The 25,882-nt window shown below is 37.4% G+C and carries 23 protein-coding genes, 1 riboswitch and 1 other annotated feature; of the genes, 19 read left to right on the top strand and 4 right to left on the bottom strand.

Going from position 1 to position 25,882, the window contains the following annotated elements; all coding sequences use genetic code 11:
- The first annotated feature begins 23 nt into the window (after nt 1-23).
- The 5 genes from MKY76_RS16025 (at nt 24) to MKY76_RS16005 (ending at nt 4,435) form a co-directional block, all read left to right on the top strand.
- Complete coding sequence (locus MKY76_RS16025; protein WP_315056794.1) at nt 24-1,106, top strand: MupG family TIM beta-alpha barrel fold protein; 1,083 nt, start codon at nt 24-26, stop codon at nt 1,104-1,106.
- 301 nt (nt 1,107-1,407) lie between these two features.
- On the top strand, nt 1,408-2,169 hold the full coding sequence (locus tag MKY76_RS16020) for a tRNA threonylcarbamoyladenosine dehydratase (protein WP_048392126.1): 762 nt from the start codon (nt 1,408-1,410) through the stop codon (nt 2,167-2,169).
- A gap of 141 nt (nt 2,170-2,310) precedes the next feature.
- Nucleotides 2,311-2,697 (top strand): hypothetical protein, encoded by a 387-nt coding sequence (locus MKY76_RS16015; RefSeq protein WP_112118171.1) that lies wholly within the window; start codon nt 2,311-2,313, stop codon nt 2,695-2,697.
- A 209-nt stretch (nt 2,698-2,906) separates the two neighbouring features.
- Nucleotides 2,907-3,425 (top strand): hypothetical protein, encoded by a 519-nt coding sequence (locus MKY76_RS16010; RefSeq protein WP_048392128.1) that lies wholly within the window; start codon nt 2,907-2,909, stop codon nt 3,423-3,425.
- 293 nt (nt 3,426-3,718) lie between these two features.
- Nucleotides 3,719-4,435: a hypothetical protein gene (locus MKY76_RS16005; protein WP_315056802.1), complete on the top strand. Its 717-nt coding sequence runs from the start codon at nt 3,719-3,721 to the stop codon at nt 4,433-4,435.
- An 81-nt stretch (nt 4,436-4,516) separates the two neighbouring features.
- On the opposite strand, the gene MKY76_RS16000 is transcribed toward MKY76_RS16005, so the two are convergent.
- Complete coding sequence (locus MKY76_RS16000; protein ID WP_112118174.1) at nt 4,517-5,803, bottom strand: replication-associated recombination protein A; 1,287 nt, start codon at nt 5,801-5,803, stop codon at nt 4,517-4,519.
- A gap of 203 nt (nt 5,804-6,006) precedes the next feature.
- Between MKY76_RS16000 and MKY76_RS15995 the strand changes: the two genes are divergently transcribed.
- The 5 genes from MKY76_RS15995 to MKY76_RS15975 all read left to right on the top strand — a co-directional run bounded on the left by MKY76_RS15995 (nt 6,007) and on the right by MKY76_RS15975 (nt 11,405).
- Nucleotides 6,007-6,426: an Rrf2 family transcriptional regulator gene (locus tag MKY76_RS15995; RefSeq protein ID WP_004226809.1), complete on the top strand. Its 420-nt coding sequence runs from the start codon at nt 6,007-6,009 to the stop codon at nt 6,424-6,426.
- 275 nt (nt 6,427-6,701) lie between these two features.
- Entirely contained in the window at nt 6,702-7,850 is a 1,149-nt protein-coding gene (locus MKY76_RS15990; RefSeq protein ID WP_112118175.1) for a cysteine desulfurase family protein, read from the top strand.
- Between the two features lie 78 nt (nt 7,851-7,928).
- Entirely contained in the window at nt 7,929-9,053 is a 1,125-nt protein-coding gene (gene mnmA, locus MKY76_RS15985; protein WP_315056812.1) for a tRNA 2-thiouridine(34) synthase MnmA, read from the top strand.
- Between the two features lie 74 nt (nt 9,054-9,127).
- Entirely contained in the window at nt 9,128-9,787 is a 660-nt protein-coding gene (locus MKY76_RS15980; RefSeq protein WP_315056815.1) for a tetratricopeptide repeat protein, read from the top strand.
- A gap of 172 nt (nt 9,788-9,959) precedes the next feature.
- Complete coding sequence (locus tag MKY76_RS15975; protein WP_066036483.1) at nt 9,960-11,405, top strand: MDR family MFS transporter; 1,446 nt, start codon at nt 9,960-9,962, stop codon at nt 11,403-11,405.
- Between the two features lie 89 nt (nt 11,406-11,494).
- Here MKY76_RS15975 and MKY76_RS15970 read toward each other — a convergent pair whose 3' ends face one another.
- From MKY76_RS15970 to hisA, 3 genes are all read right to left on the bottom strand, one after another.
- Nucleotides 11,495-12,244, bottom strand: a complete 750-nt coding sequence (locus MKY76_RS15970) for a GTP pyrophosphokinase family protein (RefSeq protein ID WP_048392669.1) — start codon at nt 12,242-12,244, stop codon at nt 11,495-11,497.
- Between the two features lie 545 nt (nt 12,245-12,789).
- The gene (locus MKY76_RS15965) at nt 12,790-13,077 is read right to left on the bottom strand and encodes a hypothetical protein (protein WP_048392136.1); all 288 of its coding nucleotides are present in this window, start codon (nt 13,075-13,077) and stop codon (nt 12,790-12,792) included.
- Entirely contained in the window at nt 13,074-13,841 is a 768-nt protein-coding gene (gene hisA, locus MKY76_RS15960; protein ID WP_048392137.1) for a phosphoribosylformimino-5-aminoimidazole carboxamide ribotide isomerase, read from the bottom strand. The genes MKY76_RS15965 and hisA overlap by 4 nt, the downstream gene beginning before the upstream one ends.
- A 189-nt stretch (nt 13,842-14,030) precedes the next feature.
- Between hisA and MKY76_RS15955 the strand changes: the two genes are divergently transcribed.
- The 9 genes from MKY76_RS15955 (at nt 14,031) to mltG (ending at nt 25,736) form a co-directional block, all read left to right on the top strand.
- A complete protein-coding gene (locus tag MKY76_RS15955; RefSeq protein WP_315056825.1) occupies nt 14,031-16,463 on the top strand; it encodes an ATP-dependent RecD-like DNA helicase in 2,433 nt (810 codons plus the stop codon).
- A 123-nt stretch (nt 16,464-16,586) separates the two neighbouring features.
- Entirely contained in the window at nt 16,587-18,020 is a 1,434-nt protein-coding gene (hpaB, locus tag MKY76_RS15950) for a 4-hydroxyphenylacetate 3-monooxygenase, oxygenase component (RefSeq protein ID WP_066036481.1), read from the top strand.
- A gap of 57 nt (nt 18,021-18,077) precedes the next feature.
- A riboswitch (M-box (ykoK) riboswitch) is annotated at nt 18,078-18,243 on the top strand.
- A gap of 245 nt (nt 18,244-18,488) precedes the next feature.
- Nucleotides 18,489-19,454 carry a magnesium/cobalt transporter CorA gene (gene corA / locus MKY76_RS15945; protein ID WP_315056830.1) on the top strand — a complete coding sequence of 322 codons (966 nt, stop codon included), beginning with the start codon at nt 18,489-18,491 and terminating at the stop codon, nt 19,452-19,454.
- 68 nt (nt 19,455-19,522) lie between these two features.
- Nucleotides 19,523-19,738 (top strand) — a binding site (T-box leader).
- Nucleotides 19,739-19,825: 87 nt separating this feature from the next.
- On the top strand, nt 19,826-22,486 hold the full coding sequence (gene alaS, locus MKY76_RS15940) for an alanine--tRNA ligase (protein WP_269897568.1): 2,661 nt from the start codon (nt 19,826-19,828) through the stop codon (nt 22,484-22,486).
- Between the two features lie 88 nt (nt 22,487-22,574).
- A complete protein-coding gene (locus MKY76_RS15935; RefSeq protein ID WP_004226839.1) occupies nt 22,575-22,841 on the top strand; it encodes an IreB family regulatory phosphoprotein in 267 nt (88 codons plus the stop codon).
- Between the two features lie 2 nt (nt 22,842-22,843).
- Nucleotides 22,844-23,260: a Holliday junction resolvase RuvX gene (gene ruvX / locus MKY76_RS15930; protein ID WP_004226840.1), complete on the top strand. Its 417-nt coding sequence runs from the start codon at nt 22,844-22,846 to the stop codon at nt 23,258-23,260.
- An 18-nt stretch (nt 23,261-23,278) separates the two neighbouring features.
- Complete coding sequence (locus tag MKY76_RS15925; protein WP_004226842.1) at nt 23,279-23,587, top strand: DUF1292 domain-containing protein; 309 nt, start codon at nt 23,279-23,281, stop codon at nt 23,585-23,587.
- A 344-nt stretch (nt 23,588-23,931) separates the two neighbouring features.
- Entirely contained in the window at nt 23,932-24,459 is a 528-nt protein-coding gene (locus MKY76_RS15920; protein WP_048392142.1) for a DUF1292 domain-containing protein, read from the top strand.
- 149 nt (nt 24,460-24,608) lie between these two features.
- Nucleotides 24,609-25,736, top strand: a complete 1,128-nt coding sequence (gene mltG, locus MKY76_RS15915) for an endolytic transglycosylase MltG (protein ID WP_048392143.1) — start codon at nt 24,609-24,611, stop codon at nt 25,734-25,736.
- Nucleotides 25,737-25,882: the final 146 nt, after the last annotated feature.

The following is a 25,882-nucleotide window of genomic DNA, read 5'->3' as shown; positions in this document are numbered from 1 at the left end:
CATCAATTAACGGAGGGTTTGAAGTGAAAAGATTAGGAATCTCGTTATATCCGCAGCATAGTACGCTAGAGGAGATGAAGCGCTATGTTCAGCTGGCTCATGATAATGGCTTTGATCGTATATTCACATGCCTAATGTCATTAAAACAGGATGAGGAGCGTCAAAAATTACAACAAATCAACGAATTTGCGCAACGCCTCGGCTTTGACATATCCGCTGATATTGCACCAGGTGTTTTTGATGATTTGGGCTTAACTTATAGGGATATTGGCTATTTAAAAGAACATTATTATTTGGCAGCCTTACGTTTAGATATGGGATTTTCAGGTCAAGAAGAAGCGTTGATGTCACTCGATGCAAGTCATCTAAAAATAGAATTAAACATTAGTAATGGTACGAAGTATGTAGATAATATTATCTCTTATCAGCCCAATAAAGAGAACATTATCGGCTGTCATAATTTTTATCCAAAACGATTTACGGGGCTATCTCGTCAGCATTTTTTACAAACGTCACAACACTTTAAAGCGCACAATGTGAGAACAGCAGCAATGATCTCCTCACAACATGGTCAATATGGACCTTGGGAGCAAACAGAGCACGGGTTACCTACATTAGAGGAACACCGTTATCTCCCAATCACTGTACAGGCGAAAGATTTATGGCATACAGGGTTAATTGACGATTGTATTATTGGCAATATGTTTGCTTCTGAGGAAGAACTACGTGCATTAGGACAATTAAATCGTAATAAGCTTGAGTTAAGGGTTGTCCAGTCTGAAGACACAAGCATTTTAGAGGAGACGATTCTTTATAAAGAGCCTCATTTTAATCGGGGTGATGTGTCTGAATACGTGATTCGGAGCACCCAATCCCGCGTGAAATATAAAAATGGAGATTTTCCTGTGCATGATATACGGCCATTAAAAAGAGGAGATGTCACGATTGATAATAATTTAGATATTCGTTATAAGGGAGAGCTACAGATTGTGCTAAAGGACATTCCGAATACAGGATCGAGTAATGTCGTAGCTAGCATTGTCGAGGAAGAACTATTTTTATTAACATGCATTCAACCATGGGCATCATTTGGTTTTACAAAGTAAAGAAGAGTGAGAAAGAGATTGAGTCATCAATCTCTTTTTCTTTATGTGGTTGAGCATAATGTTATATAAGATTTACCTGATTAATGAACTAATTTTAATGTGCCATTTTACCATATATAGCAGAATTGGATGGAATTTTTTTTATGGATTATTATCTCAAAGGATTGAAGTAGACAATTTTGACTTTTTCTTTATATTTTTATCTTGAACAATAACATGATAAAATGTAAGATAGGTTTTGATTTTATCTTAGTATATAACTAGGTTTACTAATAAAATTTCATAGATGGAGAGTGTCATGATGTTACATCAATTTTCACGTAACGAGCTCGCAATAGGAACAGAGGGTCTCGAGAAATTAAAAAATACAACGGTTGCCATTCTTGGTGTGGGTGGTGTCGGTTCATTCGCGGCTGAGGCATGTGCACGAAGCGGAATCGGCCGTATTATTCTAGTCGATAAGGACAATGTAGATATCACAAATGTCAACAGACAACTTGTTGCATACTTATCAACAGTTGGTCAATCAAAATCAGCTGTCATGAAAGAGCGTATTGCAGATATTAACCCAGCATGTGAAGTGATTGACATGCACATGTTTTATACGGAAGAAACTTATGAAGAATTTTTTGCACAAGGCATTGATTATGTAATCGATGCAAGTGATACAGTGATGTATAAAATTCATATAATGAAGGAATGTTTAAAGCGTAATATTCCTATTATTTCAAGCATGGGTGCAGCAAATAAGATGGACCCTACTCGCTTCCAAATTGCAGATATTTCAAAAACACATACAGACCCATTGGCTAAAATCATTCGTACTAAGCTACGTAAAGAAGGTATTCATAAGGGTGTTACGGTTGTATTTTCAGATGAAAGTCCAATTGTCGTACGTCCAGATGTTGTCGAACATGTAGGTAAGCCTGATGCAGCAATTCGAAAAGCAAAGATGCCACCTTCATCTAACGCTTTTGTACCGTCAGTAGCAGGTTTAATTGCAGCAAGCTGGGTAGTCAATACCATCCTAAAAGATGTGAAAATTACGCGCGTACAAGGTTAATACCAAATACGGTGCTTTGGTAATAGTCAAAAAACAGCATAAATGTTCATTTTCGTAGAAGTAGCTGCCTTAATTGTATTTAGAGGTAGCTACTTTTTCTATGTTACAATTAGACCGTTGTAAAAAAGGAGGCGTATACAAATGGAAAAAATTTATCAAATGGAGTATAGAGGTTTAAATCTTTTCGACGAGATTAGCACAGTAGAGTTAGCTATAGATGAAGAAAACCAAACTATACATATTTTTGATGTTGGACAGGTTGTCAGCCCCATTTTTAATTTTGATGTATCAGCCTACGAATTGTCAGATGGTTTTTATAAAATGGCTGATGTTCTGCGACACAAAAAAATCTTAACGAATCAACAATCAGGTAGTGATTTAACATTAAGTGAATGGTTAATTATGAACAATGCTTATTTTTATATACCTCAAAAGCGCATTAAAAAATATGTGCATGGAAGTATTATTGAAATTATCGATCGAGCAAACGAACCATGCTTATTTGATGATTATGTACAAAGGGTATAATTTTACCAAAATAGTTCCTCTTATGTACATAAAATGCTATTAATTCACGAAATTGTCTTATTTTTTTCATGTCCACACTACTTCATATGGTTTATTGCTATAATTTGAATCATCCATTAGATAATCGATCAGTTTGTTTGGGATGCTTGGTGCTACTCAGTGAATAGCCAGAAAGCTAAACAGCAAATGACATATGGGAGAGTGGGAAAATGGAAATTCAAGTAATTCGTGATCATTTAGATATTGTTAAACTTCAAGAGAAAATGAATGCCATTGTATTTGACTATTTGGATACATCCAACAACTATCCGAAAGCCATGAGAGAATTGAATCCTTTATATATACAAGTCACTACCTATTATAAGGAATATGTTAATCAGCGGGCAGGGGAATTACCGAAAGCAAATACGTATTGGCATTTATTTATCGATTGTTGTGCAAAATTATGCTACTTTTTAGCTGCATCGACCTATTATTCTTCGAATGCTTTGCAAAAAACGCCTGAAAAAGTAGAGCATTTATTAAAAATAGCAGCCTATTCCTTACCGAGTATTGAGCAGGAAGAGAATGAGCAATTATTAGAAGATATCATGGCTCTTTTAACTGAAGTGCTAGAAGATGAAGAAAAAGCAACAAACATACGCAACGAAGTACTGTCACAAAAAGGTGAAGTGAAGCAATGTCTTCAACAATTTAAATTATTTGTGGAACAAGAACTTCCTGCATAAACCTTAGACAATAATAGACTATCTATTTTCTGAAAATAGCCTATACGTCAAGAATCTACGTAACTTATTGGGATTTAAATCAGTTTTTTCTACAATGTTCGATGTGGAAAGAGAGTGATTTATTTGCCTCTTTTAGTAGCGTGGGTTCTTTTTTATTGTGACGAAAGTAAAAAGGCATATTTTCTTGAAAGGTATTTATGTTTTTTTGTCGAATTATAGTTAGAAAATTGGTAATATATGTGCTCACGCTGTAAGAACTTAGCTGAAAGAACTTATTGGAAGGGGGCTAAGCAATGATTGTAAATGGAATAGAAATAGATTTGGCGAATTTGGAAAAGCCGCTTTTATTAGTTAGTGAGGAAGATGAACTTTTATTTCTACAGCTTATCCAACCGACAATTGAACAGGAGCTTATTCAATGTCAATTAGCGCTCTCAACAAGGAAATCTATTTCATTGGTCAAAGATATTTGGTTGGCTATGTATAGAGATCGAGAAAAGCTTTACATCAATAGCGGTCATGCCATGCTTTATCCAATACGTTTAATTCTTTTTGAACTAGTCACACAAGCAGAATATTTCCAACGCTTAGCAAAAAAATCACGTGGCGATGAATGTCTTTCCCTTATCTATGCAGTTATTCTTTTGCAATTTGTCTTGCAATGGTTAAAAGATCGATTTAGTGGAAATAAAGAGGTATATGATGCATTAAAACGGTTATACAGAGTGTCGGATGATGAATTAAGTAAGGAGCCCTCCTGTGAAACAAGAGAACAAAAAATTGCACAAGCAATTGCTGTAAAAGCAATTCGCTTTGAGGTAAGAGAAAACAATCAAGAGTTCGCCAGCTTGTTGTATCAGTCGTATAATTTGATTGTTTTTTTGCATAGTAAGGCAAATGAAGGAGATGTGAAAGAGTCCATTTTGCCATCACTTCGACATTTGGCAGAACCATTAAATTTGTTTTACCAAGAACGATATACAACAAATAACCCGAGCTTTACAGGATGATTGCTAGAGTAGCCTATCCTGTTGTTATATAAAAAGCAAAGTCATTTCAATTACTTAAGATAGTGACTTTGCTTTGTTTTATTATTTCTTATCTTGAAATGATTTTAGTTTGTCGTAGATGCCAGCCATGCGCTTTTCCTCACCAGCAATAACAGGTTTGTAGAATTCAGTTCCTACAAGTTCGTCTGGCAAATATTGCTGGTCTACCCAACCACCAAAAGTACCGATCGGTGTGTTATGAGGATATTGATAGCCAACGTGTCCTAAATCTTTTGCACCCTCGTAATGAGCATCTCGCAAATGATGAGGTATATCACCTGTTTTGCCTTCATGAATAGCCTTAATGGCAGCATCAATAGCCATAATGGCTGAGTTGGATTTTGAGGCAAGGCACATTTCAATGACAGCACTGGCAAGTGGTATACGTGCCTCTGGTAATCCTAGTCGTTCGGCTGCTTGAATAGCAGCTAATATATGAGGTCCGACTTCGGGATTAGCTAGACCAATATCCTCATAGGCCATAACAAGTAGGCGTCTGCTGACAGCCACTAAATCGCCTGTTTCCAATAAATGCGCTAGATAATACAGAGCAGCATTGGTATCACTGCCACGCACAGACTTTTGCAGGGCTGATAGTAAATTATAAAAATGTGATCCTTTTTTATCGCCATACACACCAATTCGACTAATGAGATGTTCAATGACATGGTCGGCAGCAACCGTTTGTCCATCCACCTCATCACTGGCATAGTAAATGGACTCTAGCAAAGTTAACGCCTTTCGTGCATCTCCATTTGCTGCGGCTGCAATTTGTTCAATTTGTGATGGTGTTAAGGCAAAATGATATTTACCTAGTCCGCGTCTTTCATCAGCAAGTGCTTTTTCAACTAGTTCGATTAAATTTTCCTTCGTTAAGCGTTTTAGCTGGTAAATTTCGCCACAGCGTGAACGAATCGCTGGATTAACATCATGATAGGGATTTTCTGTCGTGGCACCAATTAATACAATTGATCCATTTTCTACATGTGGTAACAGTGTATCTTGCTGTAATTTATTGAAACGGTGAATTTCATCTAGGAAAAGTATTACTTTCCCTGAAATTCTTGCTTCTTGTACAATATCTTCCACATCTTTTTTGCCAGCTCGTGTGGCATTAAGTGCGAAGAAAGGGAGCTTGGAACTTCCTGCAATGGCATTGGCAATGGATGTTTTACCGATTCCAGGTTCTCCATATAGCAACATGGAAGGGACATGTTCATTTTGAATCATTTTATAAAGTGCTGTGTTGGGACCAATGAAATCCTGATGACCAACAATCTCATCAAGGGTTAAAGGTCGCATTCGAAAAGCGAGTGGTTCATTGTGCAAAATAACTTCCCCTTTCTGTCGTTGTCATTTTTTGCTTCATACATTTTTTTACGCTAAAATAAAGCTCTCATATGGATTTTGAACGATTATGAATCGCTTTAATTAGTATATCATATCCTTCTAGGTGTATTTCCGAGTTCATCAAGAGGAGATTATGATATACTGTTGGTAGTATTTTGACTAGACTAATTGAGGGTGATAAAATGAAAATTTCAACAAAGGGCCGTTATGGGCTTACAATTATGATTGAATTAGCAAAGCATTATGGGGAAGGGCCAATTCCCTTGCGTAAAATTGCGGCGGAAAAGGAACTTTCAGAGGCATATTTAGAGCAATTAGTATCTCCACTTCGTAATTCAGGCTTAGTAAAAAGTGTACGTGGTGCTTATGGTGGTTATATGCTAGCAAATCCACCTAGCGAAATTTCAGCAGCCCATGTTATTAGTGTGCTAGAAGGGCCGATTCAACCAGTAGAGGGTATTGAAAATGAAGAAGCCCCGCAACGTGAGTTATGGCTACGTATTCGTGATGCAGTAAAAAACGTGTTAGATACAACGACAATTGAAGATTTAGCACAATATACAGAGGAAAATGTAGTGGAAGGCTACATGTTCTATATTTAAAATAGTTTAAGCTAAAGCGCTACTCCTGCATTCACTTCATCTTTTTGGGAGATTGTGAACTATTCACATCTCAATGGCTATTTTTACGATGAGTGATGTGGGTTTTGTGCTTTTATCTCGATTCAGCAAATGTTTTGTACTAAAATGAACCACTAAGTACGGCAGACTCCCCACTTATAGAGGAGCGAAGAACACTTGTATTATTTTGCAAGCATTAACTGAATCAAGCGAAAGCCTCTGGCGGATGTCACAGAGTTTAAAAAGGAGTTTTCAACATGAATTCATATATCTATCTCGATCATGCGGCCACATCTCCAATGAATGGCCAAGTAATAGAAGCGATGACGACTGCTATGCAAGAGGTATTTGGCAATGCATCGAGTATTCATAAAGCAGGTCGAGAAGCAAGGAAATATCTAGATGATGCACGTGAGCTATTGGCGAAATCAATTGGTGCGCAAGCAGGGGAAATTATTTTCACAAGTGGTGGCACAGAAGCTGATAATATGGCAATTTTAGGAACTGTCTATGCCCGTGCAAATGAAGGAAAACACATCATAACAACGCAAGTAGAGCATCATGCAGTATTACATACGTGTGAAAAACTTGAACGTGATGGCTTTGAGGTGACCTATTTACCTGTTGATCAAAAAGGGCGTGTCGCGATTGAGGATGTCCAAAAAGCCCTTCGTGATGATACCATTTTAGTGACAATTATGTATGGAAATAATGAAGTTGGAACGATACAGCCAATTGCTGAGATTGGCGCGCTATTGCGTGAGCATAGTGCCATATTCCATACAGATGCGGTTCAGGCTTATGGCTTAGAGTCCATTGATGTAAATGAATTACAGGTGGATTTATTGAGTGTATCTGCTCATAAAATCAACGGTCCAAAAGGTGTTGGATTTCTTTATCAAAAAGCAGGAACACCGTTAGCAAGTTATGCTCTTGGGGGCGCACAAGAGAAAAAACGTCGTGCAGGTACTGAAAATATACCTGCCATTATTGCTTTTGCGACTGCAGTGCAAGTTGCAAATGAGTTGCGTGAAGAAAAGCGTTCACTATACAATCACTTTAAGCAAATTATGCTTGCTGTTTTTTCACAGGAAAAGCTAGCATTCCATGTAAATGGTGATGAGGTGTATTCGTTGCCTCATGTCTTAAATATTAGCTTTGCAGGCATGGAGGTAGAATCATTTTTAGTGAACCTTGATATGGCAGGTATCTATGTTTCGAGTGGTTCGGCATGTACTGCAGGATCGATTGATCCTTCTCATGTGTTAGTAGCAATGTTTGGACAAAGTGCAGAGGAGCTACGAAATTCAATCCGATTCAGCTTTGGGCAGGGTTTAACGGAAAAGGATATACAAGATGCAGCAGAAAAAACGGCTCTAATTGTGAAAAAACTAGCTAAAAAATAATTTGCAAAATACTTATGTTATGTTTCGTTAAAATATTGAAACATAAACTGTAATTAGATAAAAGAAAAGGTGACCACAATGAAAGAAACACGTGACCCCTCTCAAATTCGAGTTGTTGTCGGCATGTCAGGTGGGGTAGATTCATCGGTGGCGGCATACTTGTTAAAACAACAAGGGTATGAGGTAATCGGGATCTTTATGAAAAACTGGGATGATACAGACGAAAACGGTGTTTGTACGGCAACGGAAGATTATGACGATGTAATAAAAGTATGTAATCAAATTGGTATCCCATACTATGCTGTCAATTTCGAGAAACAATATTGGGATAAGGTTTTCACATACTTTTTAGAAGAATATAAAGCAGGGCGTACACCAAATCCTGATGTTATGTGCAATAAAGAAATTAAATTTAAAGCATTTTTAGAGCATGCCATGAACCTTGGTGCTGATTATTTAGCGACAGGTCACTATGCACGAATTGATCGTAATGGTGATGGTGAAGTTAGAATGTTACGTGGCGTTGATGATAATAAAGATCAAACATACTTTTTAAATCAATTATCGCAAGAGCAATTGGCGCATGTAATGTTCCCAATTGGTGATATAGAGAAAAAAGAAGTACGAAAAATTGCAGAAGAAGCTGGCCTTGCTACGGCAAAGAAAAAAGATTCAACAGGCATTTGCTTTATCGGTGAACGTAATTTCAAGGAGTTCTTAAGTCAATATTTACCAGCTCAACCTGGGAAAATGGAAACAATGGATGGCGTTGTAATGGGCCAACACGATGGTTTAATGTACTATACACTTGGTCAACGACACGGGCTTGGTATTGGTGGGGACGGCGAGCCTTGGTTTGTGCTAGGAAAAGATTTAGCGCGTAATGTTCTACTTGTCGGACAAGGCTTTGACAATGAATATTCGTATTCAACATCATTAACAGCTGTGAAAATGAACTATACTTCGACAAAAAAATTGCCTGGGAAATTTTCTTGCACAGCAAAATTCCGTTATCGTCAAACCGATACACCAGTAGAAGTTGAAATTTTACCAGATGGGCGTGCACACATTACATTTGCAGAACCTGTACGTGCAATTACACCTGGCCAAGCTGTAGTGCTATACAACGGAGAAGAATGTATGGGTGGCGGAACGATTGATGAAGTCTTTAAAGGTAATGAAAAACTAACATATGTTGGATAAATTGCGTTAAGACTGCTTTTATGGCCTCTTGGCTTCCTAAAAGCAGTCTTTCGCTACATAGAGGTGAAGAACAAATGAATTATAATGAACAGGGCATCCAAGCATTTCAAGAAAAACGTTATGAGGATGCTGCTCAACTATTTACAAAAGCAATAGAGGCAGAGCCTGAAAATGCTATTGGGTATGTAAATTTCGGCAATTTATTAGCCGTATTAGAGGATACTGAACGTGCAGAGCGTTTCTTCCAAAAGGCAATCACTGTAGATGAATCAGCAGCTACAGCCTATTACGGTCTAGCGAATTTATATTACAATGCTGAACGCTATGCCGAGGCCGTGAAGCTATATGAGCAAGCGCTAAAACATCATATTGAAGGTGCCGATGTCTATTATATGATGGGGAAATGCTTTGAACGGTTGGATAACTCAAAATTGGCATTACCTTATTTACAACGTGCGGTAGAAATTGCTCCAGAAGATACACAGATTCGTTTAGCCTATGCGATAGTGTTATGTGCATTAGAAATGTTTGAGGAAGGGAAGAAGGAACTAGATCTCTTAATTGAACAGGATTGGAATAATGCAGATGTACATTATAATTTAGGCGTACTATATGCCGTGTCTACCGAACAAACAGAGGATGCAATGTATCATTTGAAACAAGCCTTTACCTTACAACCTGAATATGACCAAGCACGTTATATTTACGATATGATTGCTCAACGATTTAACTGATAGATAATAAGCAGCGAGTGAATGTTGATTAACATTCTTGCTGCTTTTTTATTGATTTTATCTAGTAAAACAGAAAAAATTGTTTATTTTTTCATAAATTGATTCTCTTTCTCTTTTAATTCTAGTTCAAACTTGGTAATGTATGTCATGCAGGAAAGGAAAAGGTGACAGAATGAATAAAGTTTTTATTGCACTATTACTTGTAACAGCACTTGCTGCAATTGAGGGAACTATTGTTAGTACTGCTATTCCGAGTATTACGGCTGATTTATTAGGTGTAGACTTAATAAGCTGGATTTATTCTGCTTATTTACTAGCTTCAGCCATAGCGGCGATTATTTTTGGTAAATTAGCCGATTTATTTGGTCGTAAACGGATGATTATTACTGGTATCATTATTTTTTTAGTAGGTTCTATGTTATGTGGTTTAGCTCAATCCATGGAGCAATTAATTGTTTTTCGAGCAATTCAAGGTATTGGCGCAGGTTCAATTTTACCGATTACATTAACAATGGTTGGTGAATTGTTTAAGACTGAAAAAGAGCGTGCCAAAGGACAAAGCTATTTAAGTATGGTATGGGGCGTTTCTGGTGTAGTAGGTCCGTTATTTGGAGGCTTTATAGTTGACCAAGTATCTTGGCATTTTATTTTCTTCATTAATGTACCGTTTGGTTTAGCCTCTATTTATTTAATTGCTAAACATTATAAAGAACAACTAGAGGCAGTGAAGCGTAAAATTGACTACCTAGGTGCAGTGTTTTTTACAATTGGCATGGTTGCGTTACTGTTTGTTATTATCGAAAACAGTAAAACACAAACCTGGTTATCAGGTCAATCGCTGCTAATGTATGGTGTTGCTCTTGTATTCTTAAGTATTTTTATCTGGGTGGAGTTACGAGCAGAGGAGCCAATTATTCCGTTAACACTATTTAAAAATGGACGACTAATGGTCATTAATGCATTAACTTTAAGCGGTATGTCTATTGTCATTGGTGTAACCGTTTATATTCCTATATTTGCTCAAAGTGTTTTAGGCAAAAATGCAACGCAGGCTGGTTTATTATTAACACCAATGTCTATTTTTTGGACGGTGAACTCGATTATGGCAGGTTATTTAATCGGTCGTTTAACAAATAAACGCATTATCCAAATGGGTACGATTTTACTTGTTACGGGTACACTATTGTTGGCAAGACTATCTTCAGATTCTAGTGATTTCAGCGTTTATTTCGCATCATCATTAATTGGACTAGGGATGGGCTTTATTATGCCGATGTTGATGATTTCCATACAAAAGGTGGCAGATCCAAAGCAACTTGGTATTTCAATTGGTTTGAACTCTTTTACAAATACATTTAGCCAAGCGATTGGTGCAGCACTATTTGGTATGATTTTCAACCTAGCAACGAGTGAAAAAATGGCTTCATTAGGAAAAGGTGAAATTCAATTAAATGGTGAATTTGCAAAAGGTGGGTTTAAATTAGAAGAAGTAAGCTTTTTAAAGGATACTATTGCGAATGGCGTCAGTTATGTATATATAGCTACCTTTATTTTTGCTATTGGTGCTCTTATTTTCTCCTTTTTTGTAGCAACGAAATCTACAAGGAAAGCGCAATAGTGAACAAAAAGTAAAATCCACCTCACATTCTGTGATCAAGCAGCGTGTGAGGTGGGTTTTTCATTTGACGACTAAACCATAGAATAAATTTACTTTTTGAATAGAGTGTCATCAATTATTTGATTGCCAGGTAGTTCCGTTAAGTATTTCGCTAAATGTGCGATGGGGGTACTGTCTAGCAATGAAGGCTCGGCTTCATTTTCTTTTAAAATATTGATTTCCTTATTCAGTCGCTCCATTTTTCGATCTAATTCAGCTGCTTGTAGTGCGGCTTCCTTTAATTCATGTCGAATATGCTCTGGTACTTCTTTGTTATACTTATAATAAATTTTGTGTTCTAAGCTTGCCCAGAAATCCATTGCAATTGTACGAATTTGGATCTCTGTATAGACCTTTTCCATATGGTCTGACATAAAGATAGGAATTTTAATAATAAGATGTAAGCTTTGGTAGCCATTTTCTTTTGGATTGGCTATATAATCCTTCACCTCAACAACTTCCATGTCATGCTGTGCTTGTAACATGGCACTTACCTTGTAAATATCCTCCACAAAGGAACAGGTGATGCGAGCACCAGCTATATCGCGGATATTTTCACGCACAGCCTCTATTGATGGAGGAAGCTCTTTTTTCATCATCTTCGTTAAAATACTTTTAGGTGATTTTACACGTGTAGATACATGCTCAATTGGATTATATTCATGAATTAACTTAAATTCTTCTTGTAATATATTAATTTTCGTTTCCACTTCCTGTAGAGCAAATTTGTAAGCTAAAAAGAAGCGTGTTAATTCAGTTTGAAAAGATTTTAAAGTGTTTACTTCTAGTTCAGTTTTCATCGTTTGTAAATCCTTTCTTTTACGGTTTGTTCAATTTTTATTTTTTGTATAGCTGTGATGGCAACGAGATACTTCAAAATGGAATTTTCTATAGCTCTCCATAAAAGAATGTTTGATGCACAAGCAAACGTAATGATTTGCCCTGCATCTGATTCATTAATAATATACCTTCTATGAGGAACTTCAATCCTATCGTCAATGATAAATTTTTATTGATTGAAAGCTTCCATAAATAAACAATTAATATAGGCAAACTAATACGAGCTATATAAAAATTAAACGGACCAAAAGTTATCCACCATGTTCTGTATCCACTATGAAAGCCTACACCATAGGGGATCACGGTGATCATCTCTATAAGAAGAGCGGAAAGCATAAAAATAAGGTAGGAAAAAAATATGTAGTTTAGTCATGTAAGCCCCCTGTGGTTTATGCTATACAATATATAACTCACATGACAATGAAAAGGTTTCAGAAATAGGGGCAAGGAAGAAATGCAGAAGAGGGTTTGAGGTTAAACAAAGGGAACCATTTGTCCCCTTGTTTTAACTAATAATTTCAGCATTTAAGTTATAGCGCTTATTAAACTCATCAACGAAAATTTGTAAATCAATATAGGTTCCAATATAAGGCTCTGTTTCTTGATCGCGTAAGAACCCACATGTTGCCTTTAGTGATTTTGAAAATTCCAATAACATTTGTTCGTTGTCAAGTTGTACATGAATTGCAAGAGAATGATCCTTTTTATTCACTTTAAAATACTTACCATCTATGATTCTCTCTAAATTAGTTTCTTGAAATGGAAAAACATAATCTTTATAAATGAGCTTCACAAGATCCCGCCTTTTTTACAATATTCGACTACATCTGTATAAGGTAAATCGCCACCAAAAATTGAGAGCGCACTTCCAATGGTTACATGAAGTTTTCCGTGGGCTAATTGATTAAATTTTTCTAAGTCTTCGATTGAACGAACGCCACCTGCATAGGTAGTTGGAATAGATGTCCAGGCAGCTAAATCCTGTACCAAGCTTTCCTGCATACCACCCTTTTTTCCTTCAACATCGACAGCATGTATTAACAGCTCATCACAAAAATCTTCAATATAGGCAATCGACGCAGCATTAACTTCGAAGTGACTAAATGTAGTCCATTTATCTGTCATGACAAACCACTTTCCGTCACGCATCTTACAACTGAGATCAATGACAAGGTGTTCTTTACCAATTAATTGATTTAAGCGCTTTAAACGCGCTAAATCGAGCTGACCATCATGAAAAATATAGGATGTGACAATGACATGCGAAGCACCTGCGTCTATATACTTTTGAGCATTGTCAGCCGTAATGCCACCACCTATTTGCAAGCCTTGAGGATAGGCTGTTAAAGCGGATAGGGCAGCTTCTTCATTACCAGAGCCTAGCATAATAACGTGTCCACCTGTTAAACGATCTTGGGCAAACATTTGTGCATAGTGGCTAGCATCATGTTGAGAAATAAAGTTTTCTACAACTGCTTGATTTGTATATCCCAAAGTGCTACCTACAATTTGCTTTACTTTGCCATCGTGTAAATCGATGCAAGGTCTAAATTCCAATAATTTCACAATCCTTCCGTGCAACTAATTCATATTAATCATAGCATGGAACGGAGGATAAAGGCAGAGAATTGTCATTTGTCAAAATAGTGTAAAAATAACAATGTGAATATATTTTTGTCTGCGATATTTTCATGTGGCTATGGTAAAATAAAAGGATTGAAAACTATAAGAAAGGACGGACCGAACATGACAGATCATTTAGATTTATTTGAACTCAATAAATTTTTTATACTCGGACGTCCGATCGTCTCTATCTTTCATAATGCGCAAAATATGTATTCGATTGTACGTGTGAAAATTCAAGAGACGAATTTGCAATATGAAGATAAAGAGATTATTGTTGTTGGTTATTTTCCCCCACTACAAATGGATGAACAATATCGATTTACTGGTATTTTAAAACAGCATCCTAAATACGGTGCTCAATTTCAAATTGAGACATTTACAAAAGAGGTACCTGCAACTGAGCAAGGAATTATTCATTATTTATCTAGTGACCTCTTCGTAGGGATCGGGAAAAAAACAGCTGAAACGATTGTTGAAAAACTAGGTGCTAATGCACTCCGTGTTATTTTAGAAGATCCTAGTGCCCTCGATGCTGTTCCGCGTCTATCCGCTGAAAAAAAAGAAGTCATTCACCGCACCATTGAGCAAAACTTAGGCTTAGAGCGGGTCATGATTCAATTGAATGAGTGGGGATTTGGTCCACAGCTTGGGATGAAGATTTATCAAACCTATCGAACAGAAGCCATTGAATTACTGACAGAAAATCCATACCGCTTGATTGAAGATGTGGAAGGGGTGGGTTTCTTTCGAGCCGACGAGCTAGGTGCGAAATTAGGTATAACTGGTAAACATCCTGATCGTGTCAAAGCAGCGATTTTACATATTTTAAATACAGCAGCTTTATCGGATGGACATGTTTATCTAGATGCAGAACAGGTTTTACCGCTCGTTAAGGAAATGCTTGAACAAAGCCAACGACAGGAGATACCATTCGAGGATATTTCTCAAGCCTGTATCGGACTCCGTGAAGAAGGCAAAATTTGTGGTGAAGAGACAAGGTTATATCTGCCATCACTCTATTTTTCGGAGGTAGGGATTGCATCGAAAATCTTATCGCTTATCGAGCGGAATAATAAGGCTGAACATTTTAGTAAAGATGAAATTCGAAAAGCCATTGGAGAAACAGAGGAGCTACTCAATGTTACCTATGCAGAAACACAAGCGAATGCCATCGAACAGGCTTTAAATTCAGCTGTTATGATTTTAACGGGTGGTCCTGGTACGGGGAAAACCACTGTTGTACGGGGAGTCGTAGAAGTTTATGCAAAGCTTCATGGGCTATCCTTAAATCCAAAAGAGTATGCTCAAAAAGAGGAGCCTTTTCCGATTATTCTTTGTGCGCCGACTGGACGTGCTGCTAAACGATTAGCCGAATCAACAGAGCTTCCTGCGATGACCATCCATCGACTGCTCGGTTTTACAGGGCAAGAAAAAGAGGAAGAAACAGAGCGGGAAGTAACAGGTAAGCTAATTATCGTGGATGAAATGTCAATGGTTGATACATGGCTTGCCCATCAATTATTAAAAGCTTTACATGAAGATGTTCAAGTTGTCTTTGTTGGAGATCAGGATCAGCTTCCACCAGTAGGTCCAGGACAGGTGTTAAAGGATTTATTAGCATCCAAGCAGCTACCAACTGTCGAGCTAACAGATGTTTATCGACAAGCAGAAGGCTCAACGATTATTGAACTTGCGCATCAAATAAAAAAAGGAACGATTCCACAAGAGTTAACAGCTAAAACCTCTGATCGTTCGTTTATTAAGGCTTCAGCAGACCAAGTTGCCAACGTTGTAACTCAAGTTGTCAAAAGTGCTGTCGCAAAGGGCCAGGAAATCCGTAATATTCAAGTGTTGGCGCCCATGTACAAAGGAACAGCTGGTATAGATAATTTAAATAAAATGATTCAAGAGCTTATTAACCCAAATGATACTGGCACACGAAAAGAGCTAGTCTTTGGGGATGTCACCTATCGAATAAAGGATAAAGTTCTTCAGCTTGTCAATCAACCTGAAAGCAATGTCTTTAATGGAGATATGGGTGAGGTCATTAGTATTATTAAGGCGAAAGAGACGATCGAAAAACAAGATTTACTGATCGTATCCTTTGATGGCATTGAAGTGACCTATCAACGAAGCGACCTCAATCAATTGACACTAGCTTATTGTTGCTCCATCCATAAATCACAGGGCTCTGAGTTTCAAACGGTCATTATGCCAGTGGTTAGAGGGTATTCCAAAATGTTACGGCGTAATCTTTTATACACAGGTATTACACGTGCTAAAAACTTTTTGATTTTATGTGGTGAACCAGATGTGCTTGCGGATGGTTTACAACGTACAGATGACCTTCAGCGTTTCACCTCTTTACGTGCAAGACTTAACCCAATGGAAATTGAGGAAGAACTTGTGGAAGTCGAGGCAGTGCCAGTAGATAATGAAGGGATGCAGGAGCCTGTTTCCGTTGAACAAAAGCTAACAGTAGAAACAGCCCCTTATATTCATCCAATGATTGGTATGAATGATGTCTCTCCATATGATTTTTTGGATGACTAAAATATATATTCCCGATTAGACTGTCTAATCGGGTTTTTCTAATTGATGTATCGTCACCTAATATTTGGACATTTCATATACTAGATGAGTACAAAAACATAGGGAATGTATAGGGGTGACAGCATGCCAATAATGACAGGGCAACAGTATATTGAACGAATTGATGCTTTAAAAACGTATATTTCGATAGATGGGAAAGTCGTGACAGGAAAGGTGTCAGAACATCCTGCCTTTAAAGGAATTATCCAGAGTCAAGCGAAACTTTTTGATTTACAACATCAAGAGGCACTTCTTGAAAAAATGACCTATGAATCGCCAACTAGTAAACAGAAAGTTGGCATGTCATTTCTTCAAGTATTGACGCCAGAAGATCTTGTGAAGAGGCGCCAAGCGGCAAGGGAATGGGCATTATCTTCTCAAGGCTTTATGGGGAGAAGCCCTGATTATATGAATACAACATTAATGGCCCTTGCATCAGCGTCAGATTTTTTAAAAGAGAAGCCAAATTGTTTCCCAGAGCATTTGCTAAAGTTCTATGAGTATGCTCGCGAGAATGATATTACGATAACACATACCTTTATCGAACCACAGGTAAATCGCAAGCGCTTTTACTATGAGGATGAAGAAGTAACCATTGCAGCTAAAATCATTGGGAAAACAAGTGAGGGCTTAGTCATTAAAGGGGCAAGATTACTAGCGACACAGGGTGGCATAACAGATGAGCTTCTTGTTTTATCAACAAATGGCTATGATGAGGGAAAAGGTTTCGGGTTTTCTATTCCAAGTAACACGAAAGGCTTAAAGTTTTTATGTCGGCAATCATTTGTAGGCGGAGATTCTACCTTTGATTATCCGTTAAGTGCACGTTTTGAAGAAATGGATGCAATCGTTGTGTTTGATGATGTAGTTGTCCCGTGGGAACGGGTATTTTATTACGAAAATGTTGAAGTGGCCAATCAATTTATGAATGTTAGTGGCTTCCAAGCGTATACTTTGCATCATGTGCTGTCACGTCAAATTGCTAAGACGGAATTCATCCTAGGGGTTGTACAAATGATTGTGGATTCCATAAATATTGGGGATTACCAACATGTCCATCAAAAAGTGGTAGATGTCATCGTAGCATTAGAAACGATGAAAGCATTGCAATTAAAATCAGAAATTGAGGCACAAAGGGATTCCTTTGGCTTTATCAGACCAGACCAATCCACATTACAGGTCGCTATTCATATCTTCCCGAAAGTATATCCTACCTTTACAGATATCATACAGCAACTGGGAGCAAGTGGATTAATGTCCATACCGAGTGCAAAAGCTTTTGCAACGGATGATGGGGATCTTGATCATTATCTGCAATCATTTCAAGACAAAGGGGAAGAGCGAGTAAAGAAATTCCGTTTAGCTTGGGATTTAACGATGAGTAGTTTTGGCACAAGACAGACATTGTATGAACGCTTTTTCTTTGGTGATCCTGTACGTTTATCTAGCCTGCTCTATCAATCTTATCAACGAGAGCATTTAGTGCAAAGAGTGGAAGACTTTTTGAAAAATGATTGATAGAAAGTTTGACAGTTGTGAAACTATCCGTTATCATTTACAGGAATAAAAAAATAAGACTCCCTTCGTTAGGTGAGGCTCCTATGCTGGAGATACGCTACTACCCAAAAATGTCGAGAGACGCCAATGGGTCAACAGAAATCATCGAAATAAGGTGTTTTTTAACGTAGCTGGACATATTCCTATGCCGCATAGTGCTAAAACTCAACGTTTGAAGGTAACAAGCATGCAATGTATTTTATTGCTATTTTTTGATATGTGTATTCAACACGCCTTCATTCGTAGAAGGCGTGTTTTTGTTATGGAAGGAAGGTGATGAGAAATGGATAGTAGTCCTGAACCGAATAAGTATCATTTAGGCAAACGGAAACACATAAAAAGTCATCGATTTCTGATCACCGATGCAGACAAAGGGTGATTAAGGATGACCTTTTGTTTCCCTCAATAACAAACACGAGGTGAAATGCAATGATTAAAATCCACTATTATAATAGCAGCAGCAAGACAGTCCAACATGATTTCAATATGATTGATTTACAACTCCCTATTCATAACGAAGATTTATTATGGGTAGATTTATATGCCTATAGTTATAATGAATTGAATAATATAGCTGATGTATTTGGCTTTCATCCACTAGCAGTTGAAGATTGCTTACATGAAGGCTCACGTCCAAAAATGGATAGTTATGGTGATTATAAATTTTTTGTGCTCCATGCACCAATTTATAATGAGAAAAGTAACAATGAAATTACAACCGTTGAGTTAAATATTTTTATGGGACCAAACTATATTGTGACTGTGCATAAACAAAAGTTGCAATGGCTAGGAAAAATGGAAAATGTTTGTGTCAATAGCCCAAGATTTTTGGAAAAGGGTACTGATTTTTTATTGCATACAATTATTGACGGTATTACAGACGAATACTTCCCAGTATTAGAACGAATTCGCGCACGTATAGATGAACTAGAAGAAGAAATTTATGATTATCAACCAAAAGTGGTGACAGAGGAATTTCTTGCATTGAAGCGGACAATTATTTTAATTCGTCAGGCCATTATGCCACAAAGAAGAATTTTTTCTACAATCAATGGCCAGTGGAAATTTGATATTCAAGAAGAAAATATTCCATTCTATAAAGATTTGAATGACCATCTAGAGCGTATTGTCGACTCCACAGAGACATATCGCGATTTAGTGAACAGCACGCTTGATACGTATTTTTCAATTATCAGTGGGAAATCCATTGAAAAGCTGAATTTATTAACGGTCATTTCGACAATTATGTTACCACTATCAGTAATTACTAGTTTTTTTGGAATGAATGTACCTTTACCTTATCAAGATACCCCTTATACAACTATTGCAATTAGCACCTTCTTAGTTATTTTTACATGGGGTATGTGGATATATTTCAAAAAAATGATTGCTTAGTTAGTGTTAGTCATACTAGTACTAATTGACAGCGCAATAGATTTTTTTTATAATTTTCGATAGAAAAAGTAAAAACGATGATGGAAAAAGTACGTATTTGTGTGTGCACAAGAAAGGGATTTCTAGGCTGAAAAAATCCTCACAACAGCAAATGCCGAAAGCTACTCCAGAGTGCAGCTAATCCCTGCCGTTCACTGACGTTACAAGTGCTAAAGAGGTAAGTAAAGTTTTTACTTACAACTAGGGTGGTACCGCGAGACTAATGACAAGTCCTCGTCCCTTTTTGGGGATGAGGGCTTTTTTTATTTTCTTCGGTAAATCGCAGGATTCGTATCGTGATTTTACAATATAAAATAGGAGGAATTTATCCAATGAAAGCAGTAGATATTCGCCGTATGTATTTGGAATTTTTTAAAGAAAAGGGGCATCATCATGAGCCATCAGCACCACTTGTGCCAATAAATGATCCATCACTTCTTTGGATCAACTCAGGTGTGGCAACTTTGAAACCATATTTTGATGGCCGTATTATCCCTGATAATCCACGTATTACAAATGCACAAAAATCGATTCGTACCAACGATATTGAAAACGTTGGGAAAACAGCTCGACACCATACATTCTTTGAAATGTTAGGAAACTTCTCTATTGGTGACTATTTTAAAAAAGAAGCAATTCATTACGCTTGGGAGTTTTTAACAGATAAAAAATGGATGGGCTTTGATCCAGCGTTATTATCCATCACGATTCACCCTGAAGACCAGGAAGCATATGATGTTTGGCATCAGGAAATCGGTATTCCAGAAGAACGTTTAATCCGTTTAGAAGGGAACTTCTGGGATATAGGAGAAGGCCCATCTGGTCCGAACTCAGAGATTTTTTATGATCGCGGCGTAGAATACGGCTCAGATGAAAATGACCCTGAAATGTATCCAGGAGGAGAAAATGAGCGTTACCTAGAAATTTGGAACCTTGTGTTCTCTCAATTTAACCATAATCCTGATGGCACTTACACGCCACTACCAAAGCAAAATATTGATACAGGTATGGGCTTAGAGCGTATTGTGTCCGTCGTGCAAAATGTACCAACAAACTTTGATACTGATTTATTTATGCCAATTATTGAAAAAATTGAGGAGTTTGCCAATCGTAAATATAAACGACCTGGCGAAGTAGACTTAAATGAAATCTTTGGCTCAGATGAAGATATTAATACACCATTTAAAGTGATTGCAGACCATATCCGTACAGTAGCATTTGCTATAGGCGATGGTGCCCTGCCATCAAATGAAGGCCGTGGCTATGTATTACGTCGCTTACTACGTCGTGCCGTTCGCTATGCTAAACAAATTGGTATTGAAAAACCATTTATGTTTGAACTTGTACCAACTGTGGGTAAAATTATGGAAGACTTCTATCCAGAAGTTACAGAGAAATGCGAATTTATTCAACGTGTCATTAAAAATGAAGAAATTCGTTTCCATGAAACATTAGATGGTGGTTTAGCTATCTTTAATGAAGTAGTGGAATCTCAAAAAGCAGCTGGTCATGATTACATCCCAGGAGCAGATGCTTTCCGTTTATATGATACTTATGGTTTCCCAATCGAGCTAACGGAAGAATATGCAGAGGAAGTAGGCATGAAAGTAGATCATGAAGGTTTTGAGGCAGCGATGGAAGAGCAACGTGAACGCGCGCGTGCTGCACGACAAGATGTTGATTCGATGCAAGTACAGAATGAAGTATTAGCAAACTTAACGGTTGCAAGTGAATTTGTTGGCTATGATACGTTAAGTGTTAATACTGAAATCGCTGCAATGATCGTCAATGGTCAAGTTGCGAAAGTCGCTTCGGAAGGTCAGGAAGCATTGGTTATTTTAGCGAAGACACCATTCTACGCTGAAATGGGTGGTCAAATTGCTGATAGTGGTACTATTTCAAATGATAGCTTTACGGCTGTTGTAAAAGATGTTCAAAAAGCACCGAATGGTCAACCGCTTCATACAGTAGTAGTTGAATCTGGGGAAATGCATGTGGAAGATGCAGTGCAAGCAGTGGTCAATCGTGATGACCGTAATTTAATCATTAAAAACCATACGGCAACACATATTATGCAACGTGCATTAAAAGATGTGCTAGGTGATCATGTGAACCAAGCTGGATCATATGTAGGACCTGATCGTTTACGTTTTGATTTCTCTCACTTTGGTCAAGTTACAAAAGAAGAACTACAGCAAATTGAACGTATTGTAAATGAAAAAGTGTGGGATGATATAGAGGTCGTTATTGAAGAAAAAGGTATTGATGAAGCAAAAGCAATGGGTGCTATGGCATTATTCGGTGAAAAATATGGAGATGTTGTACGTGTAGTATCCATCGGAGATTATTCGATTGAGCTATGTGGTGGTATCCATGTTAAACGCTCTTCTGAAATTGGCTTCTTTAAAATTGTTTCAGAAGGTGGTATCGGTGCAGGTACTCGTCGTATTGAAGCTGTTACAGGAAAAGTTGCTTATGAAGCAGTAAAAGAAGAAGAAGCATTATTAAATGATGCAGCGACATTATTAAAAGCAAATGCTAAAGATATTGTCACAAAAGTACAGGCATTACAAGCAGACTACAAAGAATTACAACGTGAAAACGAAGCATTATCTCAAAAAATCGCCAATGCACAGGCAGGGGCAGTTGTTGATGCCGCTCAAACAATTGGAGATGTGACAGTGCTATCTACAAAAGTGGAAGCGAAGGATAACAATCAACTCCGTCAAATGATGGATGACCTGAAAGCAAAAATGCCAAAAGCAGTCATTGTTCTTGGAGCAGTTGATGGTGAAAAAGTTATGTTATGTGCTGGTGTTTCAAAAGAATTAGTTGGTGGCAATTACCATGCAGGGAATATTGTGAAAATGGTTGCGGAAGCATGTGGTGGTAAAGGTGGCGGTCGTCCAGATATGGCGATGGCAGGTGCAAAAGATGCATCAAAACTTGATGAAGCACTACTTTCTGTGTATGATTATGTTAAATCCATTTAATTAATTCACCAAAACATGTTATAATAAAGAGAAATTGGAGATGAGCTTGTTTGCACATCTCCTTATTTCTGAAAGCGAGGTGCTGGTCATGAGTTCATTTGATCAAACGATGAAATTTAATTTTCCAGAAGAATCAATGGAACAGGAAGTCAAGCAGGTAATGTTGAAAGTTCATTCTTCATTAGAGGAAAAGGGATATAACCCTATCAATCAGATTGTTGGTTACTTACTTTCTGGTGATCCGGCGTATATTCCTCGCCATCAGGATGCTCGTAATTTAATTCGCAAGCTTGAGCGTGACGAAATTCTAGAGGAGCTTGTTAAATTTTATATCAAAAAGAATAACGAGGACTAGAAATGAGAATTATGGGATTAGACGTTGGGTCAAAAACTGTGGGTGTTGCTGTAAGTGATGCACTTGGTTGGACCGCCCAAGGTATTGAAACCGTAAAAATTGATGAAGCTAATGGTGAGTTCGGTATTGACCGTATCGCTGAGCTAGTAAAGGAATATACTATAACAGAATTTGTTGTAGGTTTTCCAAAAAACATGAATAATACGGTTGGACCGCGTGGAGAGGCTTCTGAGAACTATAAAAAGCTATTAGAAGAGCATTTCTCACTACCGGTCAAATTATGGGATGAACGTTTAACGACGATGGCTGCTGAACGTATGCTGATCGAAGCGGACGTGAGTCGCAAAAAGCGCAAGCAGGTCATTGATAAAATGGCAGCTGTGATGATTTTACAAGGCTACTTAGATAGCAAAAATTAATTGATGAGGTGACTATGCATGGCACACGAGCATAACCATGAAGAAGAACTACATGTTCAACACATTACAGTGATTGACGAAAACGGAAACGAGCAGCTTTGTGAAGTGATTCACGTTCATGAATCTCCAGAGTTTGGCAAATCATATGTGTTTTACTCAATGGTAGGCGCAGAGGAAGATGAAGATGGCTCAGTTGAAATCTTTGTATCTTCATTTGTACCATCTGAAAATGGTGAAGATGGTGAATTAACACCAATCGAAACTGAAGCAGAGTGGGATATGGTAGAGGACGTTTTAAACGCTTTAGAGGATGAAAACGAAGACTAATCTTCTAACTCAAAGCTTGGAACAAGGATCGCAGCTTGCAGTCCTTGTTCCTTTTTTATTGAAGCTTTTCTAATGTAGAAGGATTGTTAAATTGAAGAATGAATGCATTGTAGATGTGTGAATTTGATCCACAATTGTTGGGAAACGTTCATAAAGTTTGTGGATTCGCTTAGAAATAGAGTGTAACCGCTCCAAGCCCTACTCCAAACATCGAGAACCTGCTCAAAAGTAGAGAAGAAATGCAGGGAAAACTTGCTCAAAATAGGAGAAGCTATTCTAAAGTGTCTAACCTCAAAAAAACGATTTAATAAATGACATCAAATTGTCATAAAGGAGGAAACAGAATGAATGAAGAAACGCAAGAATTTATGATCATTGGGAAAGATGGTAAGGAACAGCAGTGTCGTGTGGTCTTTACCTTTGATGCGGAGGACAAGTCCTATGTGTTATTTTCCCTTCTAGATGAAACCGGTCAAGAAATTCCAGGAGACCTTTCCGCGATGACTTTTGATTATGATGACAATACAGGTGAGATGACAAATTTACAGCCTGTTGAAACAGATGCCGAATGGGAAATGATTAATGAAGTGGTGTTAACATTACTTGATGAATTTGAAGAAGAACCACAGCTAATTACTGTGACAGACGAAGAAGGAAAAGATCAAGTGTGCGAAGTCATTCATACATTTTCATCTGAGCAATTCGGTAAATCGTATGTATTATATGTGCCAGCAACAGATGAACCGATTGATGAGCGTGATATTTTTGCAGCCCAATATATAGCTGGAAATGAAGGCCAGATTGAAGAGTTATACCCGATTGAGTCAGATGAAGAATGGGAATTTGTAGAAGAAGTATTAAACACTTTATAGGATAAACTATTTCTAGAATGCTCAAAAATCTGCTAACGAAAGTTGTTGGCAGATTTTTTACATATGTAATTTCTCCTGAATTGTCGATTTCTGTTTGTCGTGAAAGTTGATTTCTAGTATGATATTGAATAGTGATAGGGGGGAAACCCGTGGATAACGGTTCAAAAAAACAAGAAATGTTTTCAAAAATGCAAGAAAGAAAATCTGAGGTAAAAATGGTGAGAAAAATCGTCGCAATTATTGCCATTGTTTTCGTACTAATAATTGGAGTTGTTGGTTTATTTGGGTACAATTATGTAAAAGGTGCTTTAAAACCATTAGACCCTAATGCAACGAAAACAATTGCAGTAGAAGTACCAATTGGCTCTAGTTTGTCCTCCATTTCAACACTACTAGAGAAAAAAGGTGTCATAAAAGATGCACGTGTTTTTAAATACTACGCAAAATTTAAAAATGAATCACAATTTCAAGCGGGAAATTATGATTTAACACAGGCAATGACATTTGATGAACTCATTGAAAGCTTGAAAACAGGGAAGGTATATCGTAAGCCTGTCTTTACGATGACAGTCCCAGAAGGCTTAACACTTGAACAAATTGGGAAAGTGATTGAAAAGAAAACACCGTACACACAAAAAGAATTTATGGATCTTGTGACGAGTGACACATTTGTTCAGCAAATGATGGCTAATTATCCTGAGCTAGTTACAGAGGCTGTTTTAGCTGACAATATTCGCTATGACTTAGAGGGCTATTTATATCCAGCTACGTATTCTTATTATGAAGAAAAACCATCTTTACAAGCGATTGTAGAAGAGATGATAGCAGCCATGAACAATGTAGTGAAGAACTATAGTGATGTATTAGCTGAAAAACAAATGTCCGTACATCAGCTGTTAACATTTGCGTCATTATTGGAAGAAGAAGCGACTGCTCAAACGGATCGAGAGACTATTGCAAGTGTCTTCTATAATCGAATCAATGAAGGGATGCCACTCCAAACAGACCCAACCGTGCTCTATGCACTGGGTGATCACAAGGATCGTGTTCTATATGAAGATTTAGAAGTGGATAATGCCTATAACACTTACAAAAATAAAGGTCTACCACCTGGTCCAATAGCAGGTGCAGGTAAAACTTCGATTGAGGCATCATTAAATCCAAGTCAAACAGATTATTTCTACTTCCTAGCAGATAAAGAGGGTGTCAACCACTTCTCAAAAACCTATGATGAGCATTTGCAGAAGGTAGAAAAATATTTACGAAAAGAAGAGTAAACATTTAGGAAGAACAAAAATCATATAGCAAACAGATGGATAGAAGGAAAGAAAAATAGCTTTCCTTCTATTTTCATGCTATTATAAAGTGTGATTTTTGATCAATCCGTTCATTTATGCGGGACAAATATGCGTGGTGGCAATTG

The organism is Lysinibacillus sp. FSL P4-0201, from assembly GCF_038593425.1.
Lineage (GTDB): Bacteria > Bacillota > Bacilli > Bacillales_A > Planococcaceae > Lysinibacillus > Lysinibacillus capsici.
Note: the sequence above shows the minus strand (reverse complement) of the source record. Positions and strands in the feature narration are given on the sequence as shown.

What these genes read in the sequence shown, in the direction of transcription:
- MKY76_RS15970 (WP_048392669.1), bottom strand. Translation starts at nt 12,244, where the DNA reads ATGAAAACTGAACTAGAAGTAAACACTTTAAAATCTTTTCAAACTGAA.
- alaS (WP_269897568.1), top strand. Translation starts at nt 19,826, where the DNA reads ATGAAAGCAGTAGATATTCGCCGTATGTATTTGGAATTTTTTAAAGAA.
- MKY76_RS16010 (WP_048392128.1), top strand. Translation starts at nt 2,907, where the DNA reads ATGGAAATTCAAGTAATTCGTGATCATTTAGATATTGTTAAACTTCAA.
- MKY76_RS15925 (WP_004226842.1), top strand. Translation starts at nt 23,279, where the DNA reads ATGGCACACGAGCATAACCATGAAGAAGAACTACATGTTCAACACATT.
- MKY76_RS15955 (WP_315056825.1), top strand. Translation starts at nt 14,031, where the DNA reads ATGACAGATCATTTAGATTTATTTGAACTCAATAAATTTTTTATACTC.
- hpaB (WP_066036481.1), top strand. Translation starts at nt 16,587, where the DNA reads ATGCCAATAATGACAGGGCAACAGTATATTGAACGAATTGATGCTTTA.
- MKY76_RS15980 (WP_315056815.1), top strand. Translation starts at nt 9,128, where the DNA reads ATGAATTATAATGAACAGGGCATCCAAGCATTTCAAGAAAAACGTTAT.
- ruvX (WP_004226840.1), top strand. Translation starts at nt 22,844, where the DNA reads ATGAGAATTATGGGATTAGACGTTGGGTCAAAAACTGTGGGTGTTGCT.
- MKY76_RS16015 (WP_112118171.1), top strand. Translation starts at nt 2,311, where the DNA reads ATGGAAAAAATTTATCAAATGGAGTATAGAGGTTTAAATCTTTTCGAC.
- MKY76_RS16020 (WP_048392126.1), top strand. Translation starts at nt 1,408, where the DNA reads ATGTTACATCAATTTTCACGTAACGAGCTCGCAATAGGAACAGAGGGT.
- MKY76_RS15995 (WP_004226809.1), top strand. Translation starts at nt 6,007, where the DNA reads ATGAAAATTTCAACAAAGGGCCGTTATGGGCTTACAATTATGATTGAA.
- mnmA (WP_315056812.1), top strand. Translation starts at nt 7,929, where the DNA reads ATGAAAGAAACACGTGACCCCTCTCAAATTCGAGTTGTTGTCGGCATG.
- MKY76_RS15935 (WP_004226839.1), top strand. Translation starts at nt 22,575, where the DNA reads ATGAGTTCATTTGATCAAACGATGAAATTTAATTTTCCAGAAGAATCA.
- MKY76_RS15975 (WP_066036483.1), top strand. Translation starts at nt 9,960, where the DNA reads ATGAATAAAGTTTTTATTGCACTATTACTTGTAACAGCACTTGCTGCA.
- MKY76_RS16005 (WP_315056802.1), top strand. Translation starts at nt 3,719, where the DNA reads ATGATTGTAAATGGAATAGAAATAGATTTGGCGAATTTGGAAAAGCCG.
- MKY76_RS15990 (WP_112118175.1), top strand. Translation starts at nt 6,702, where the DNA reads ATGAATTCATATATCTATCTCGATCATGCGGCCACATCTCCAATGAAT.
- MKY76_RS15920 (WP_048392142.1), top strand. Translation starts at nt 23,932, where the DNA reads ATGAATGAAGAAACGCAAGAATTTATGATCATTGGGAAAGATGGTAAG.
- corA (WP_315056830.1), top strand. Translation starts at nt 18,489, where the DNA reads ATGATTAAAATCCACTATTATAATAGCAGCAGCAAGACAGTCCAACAT.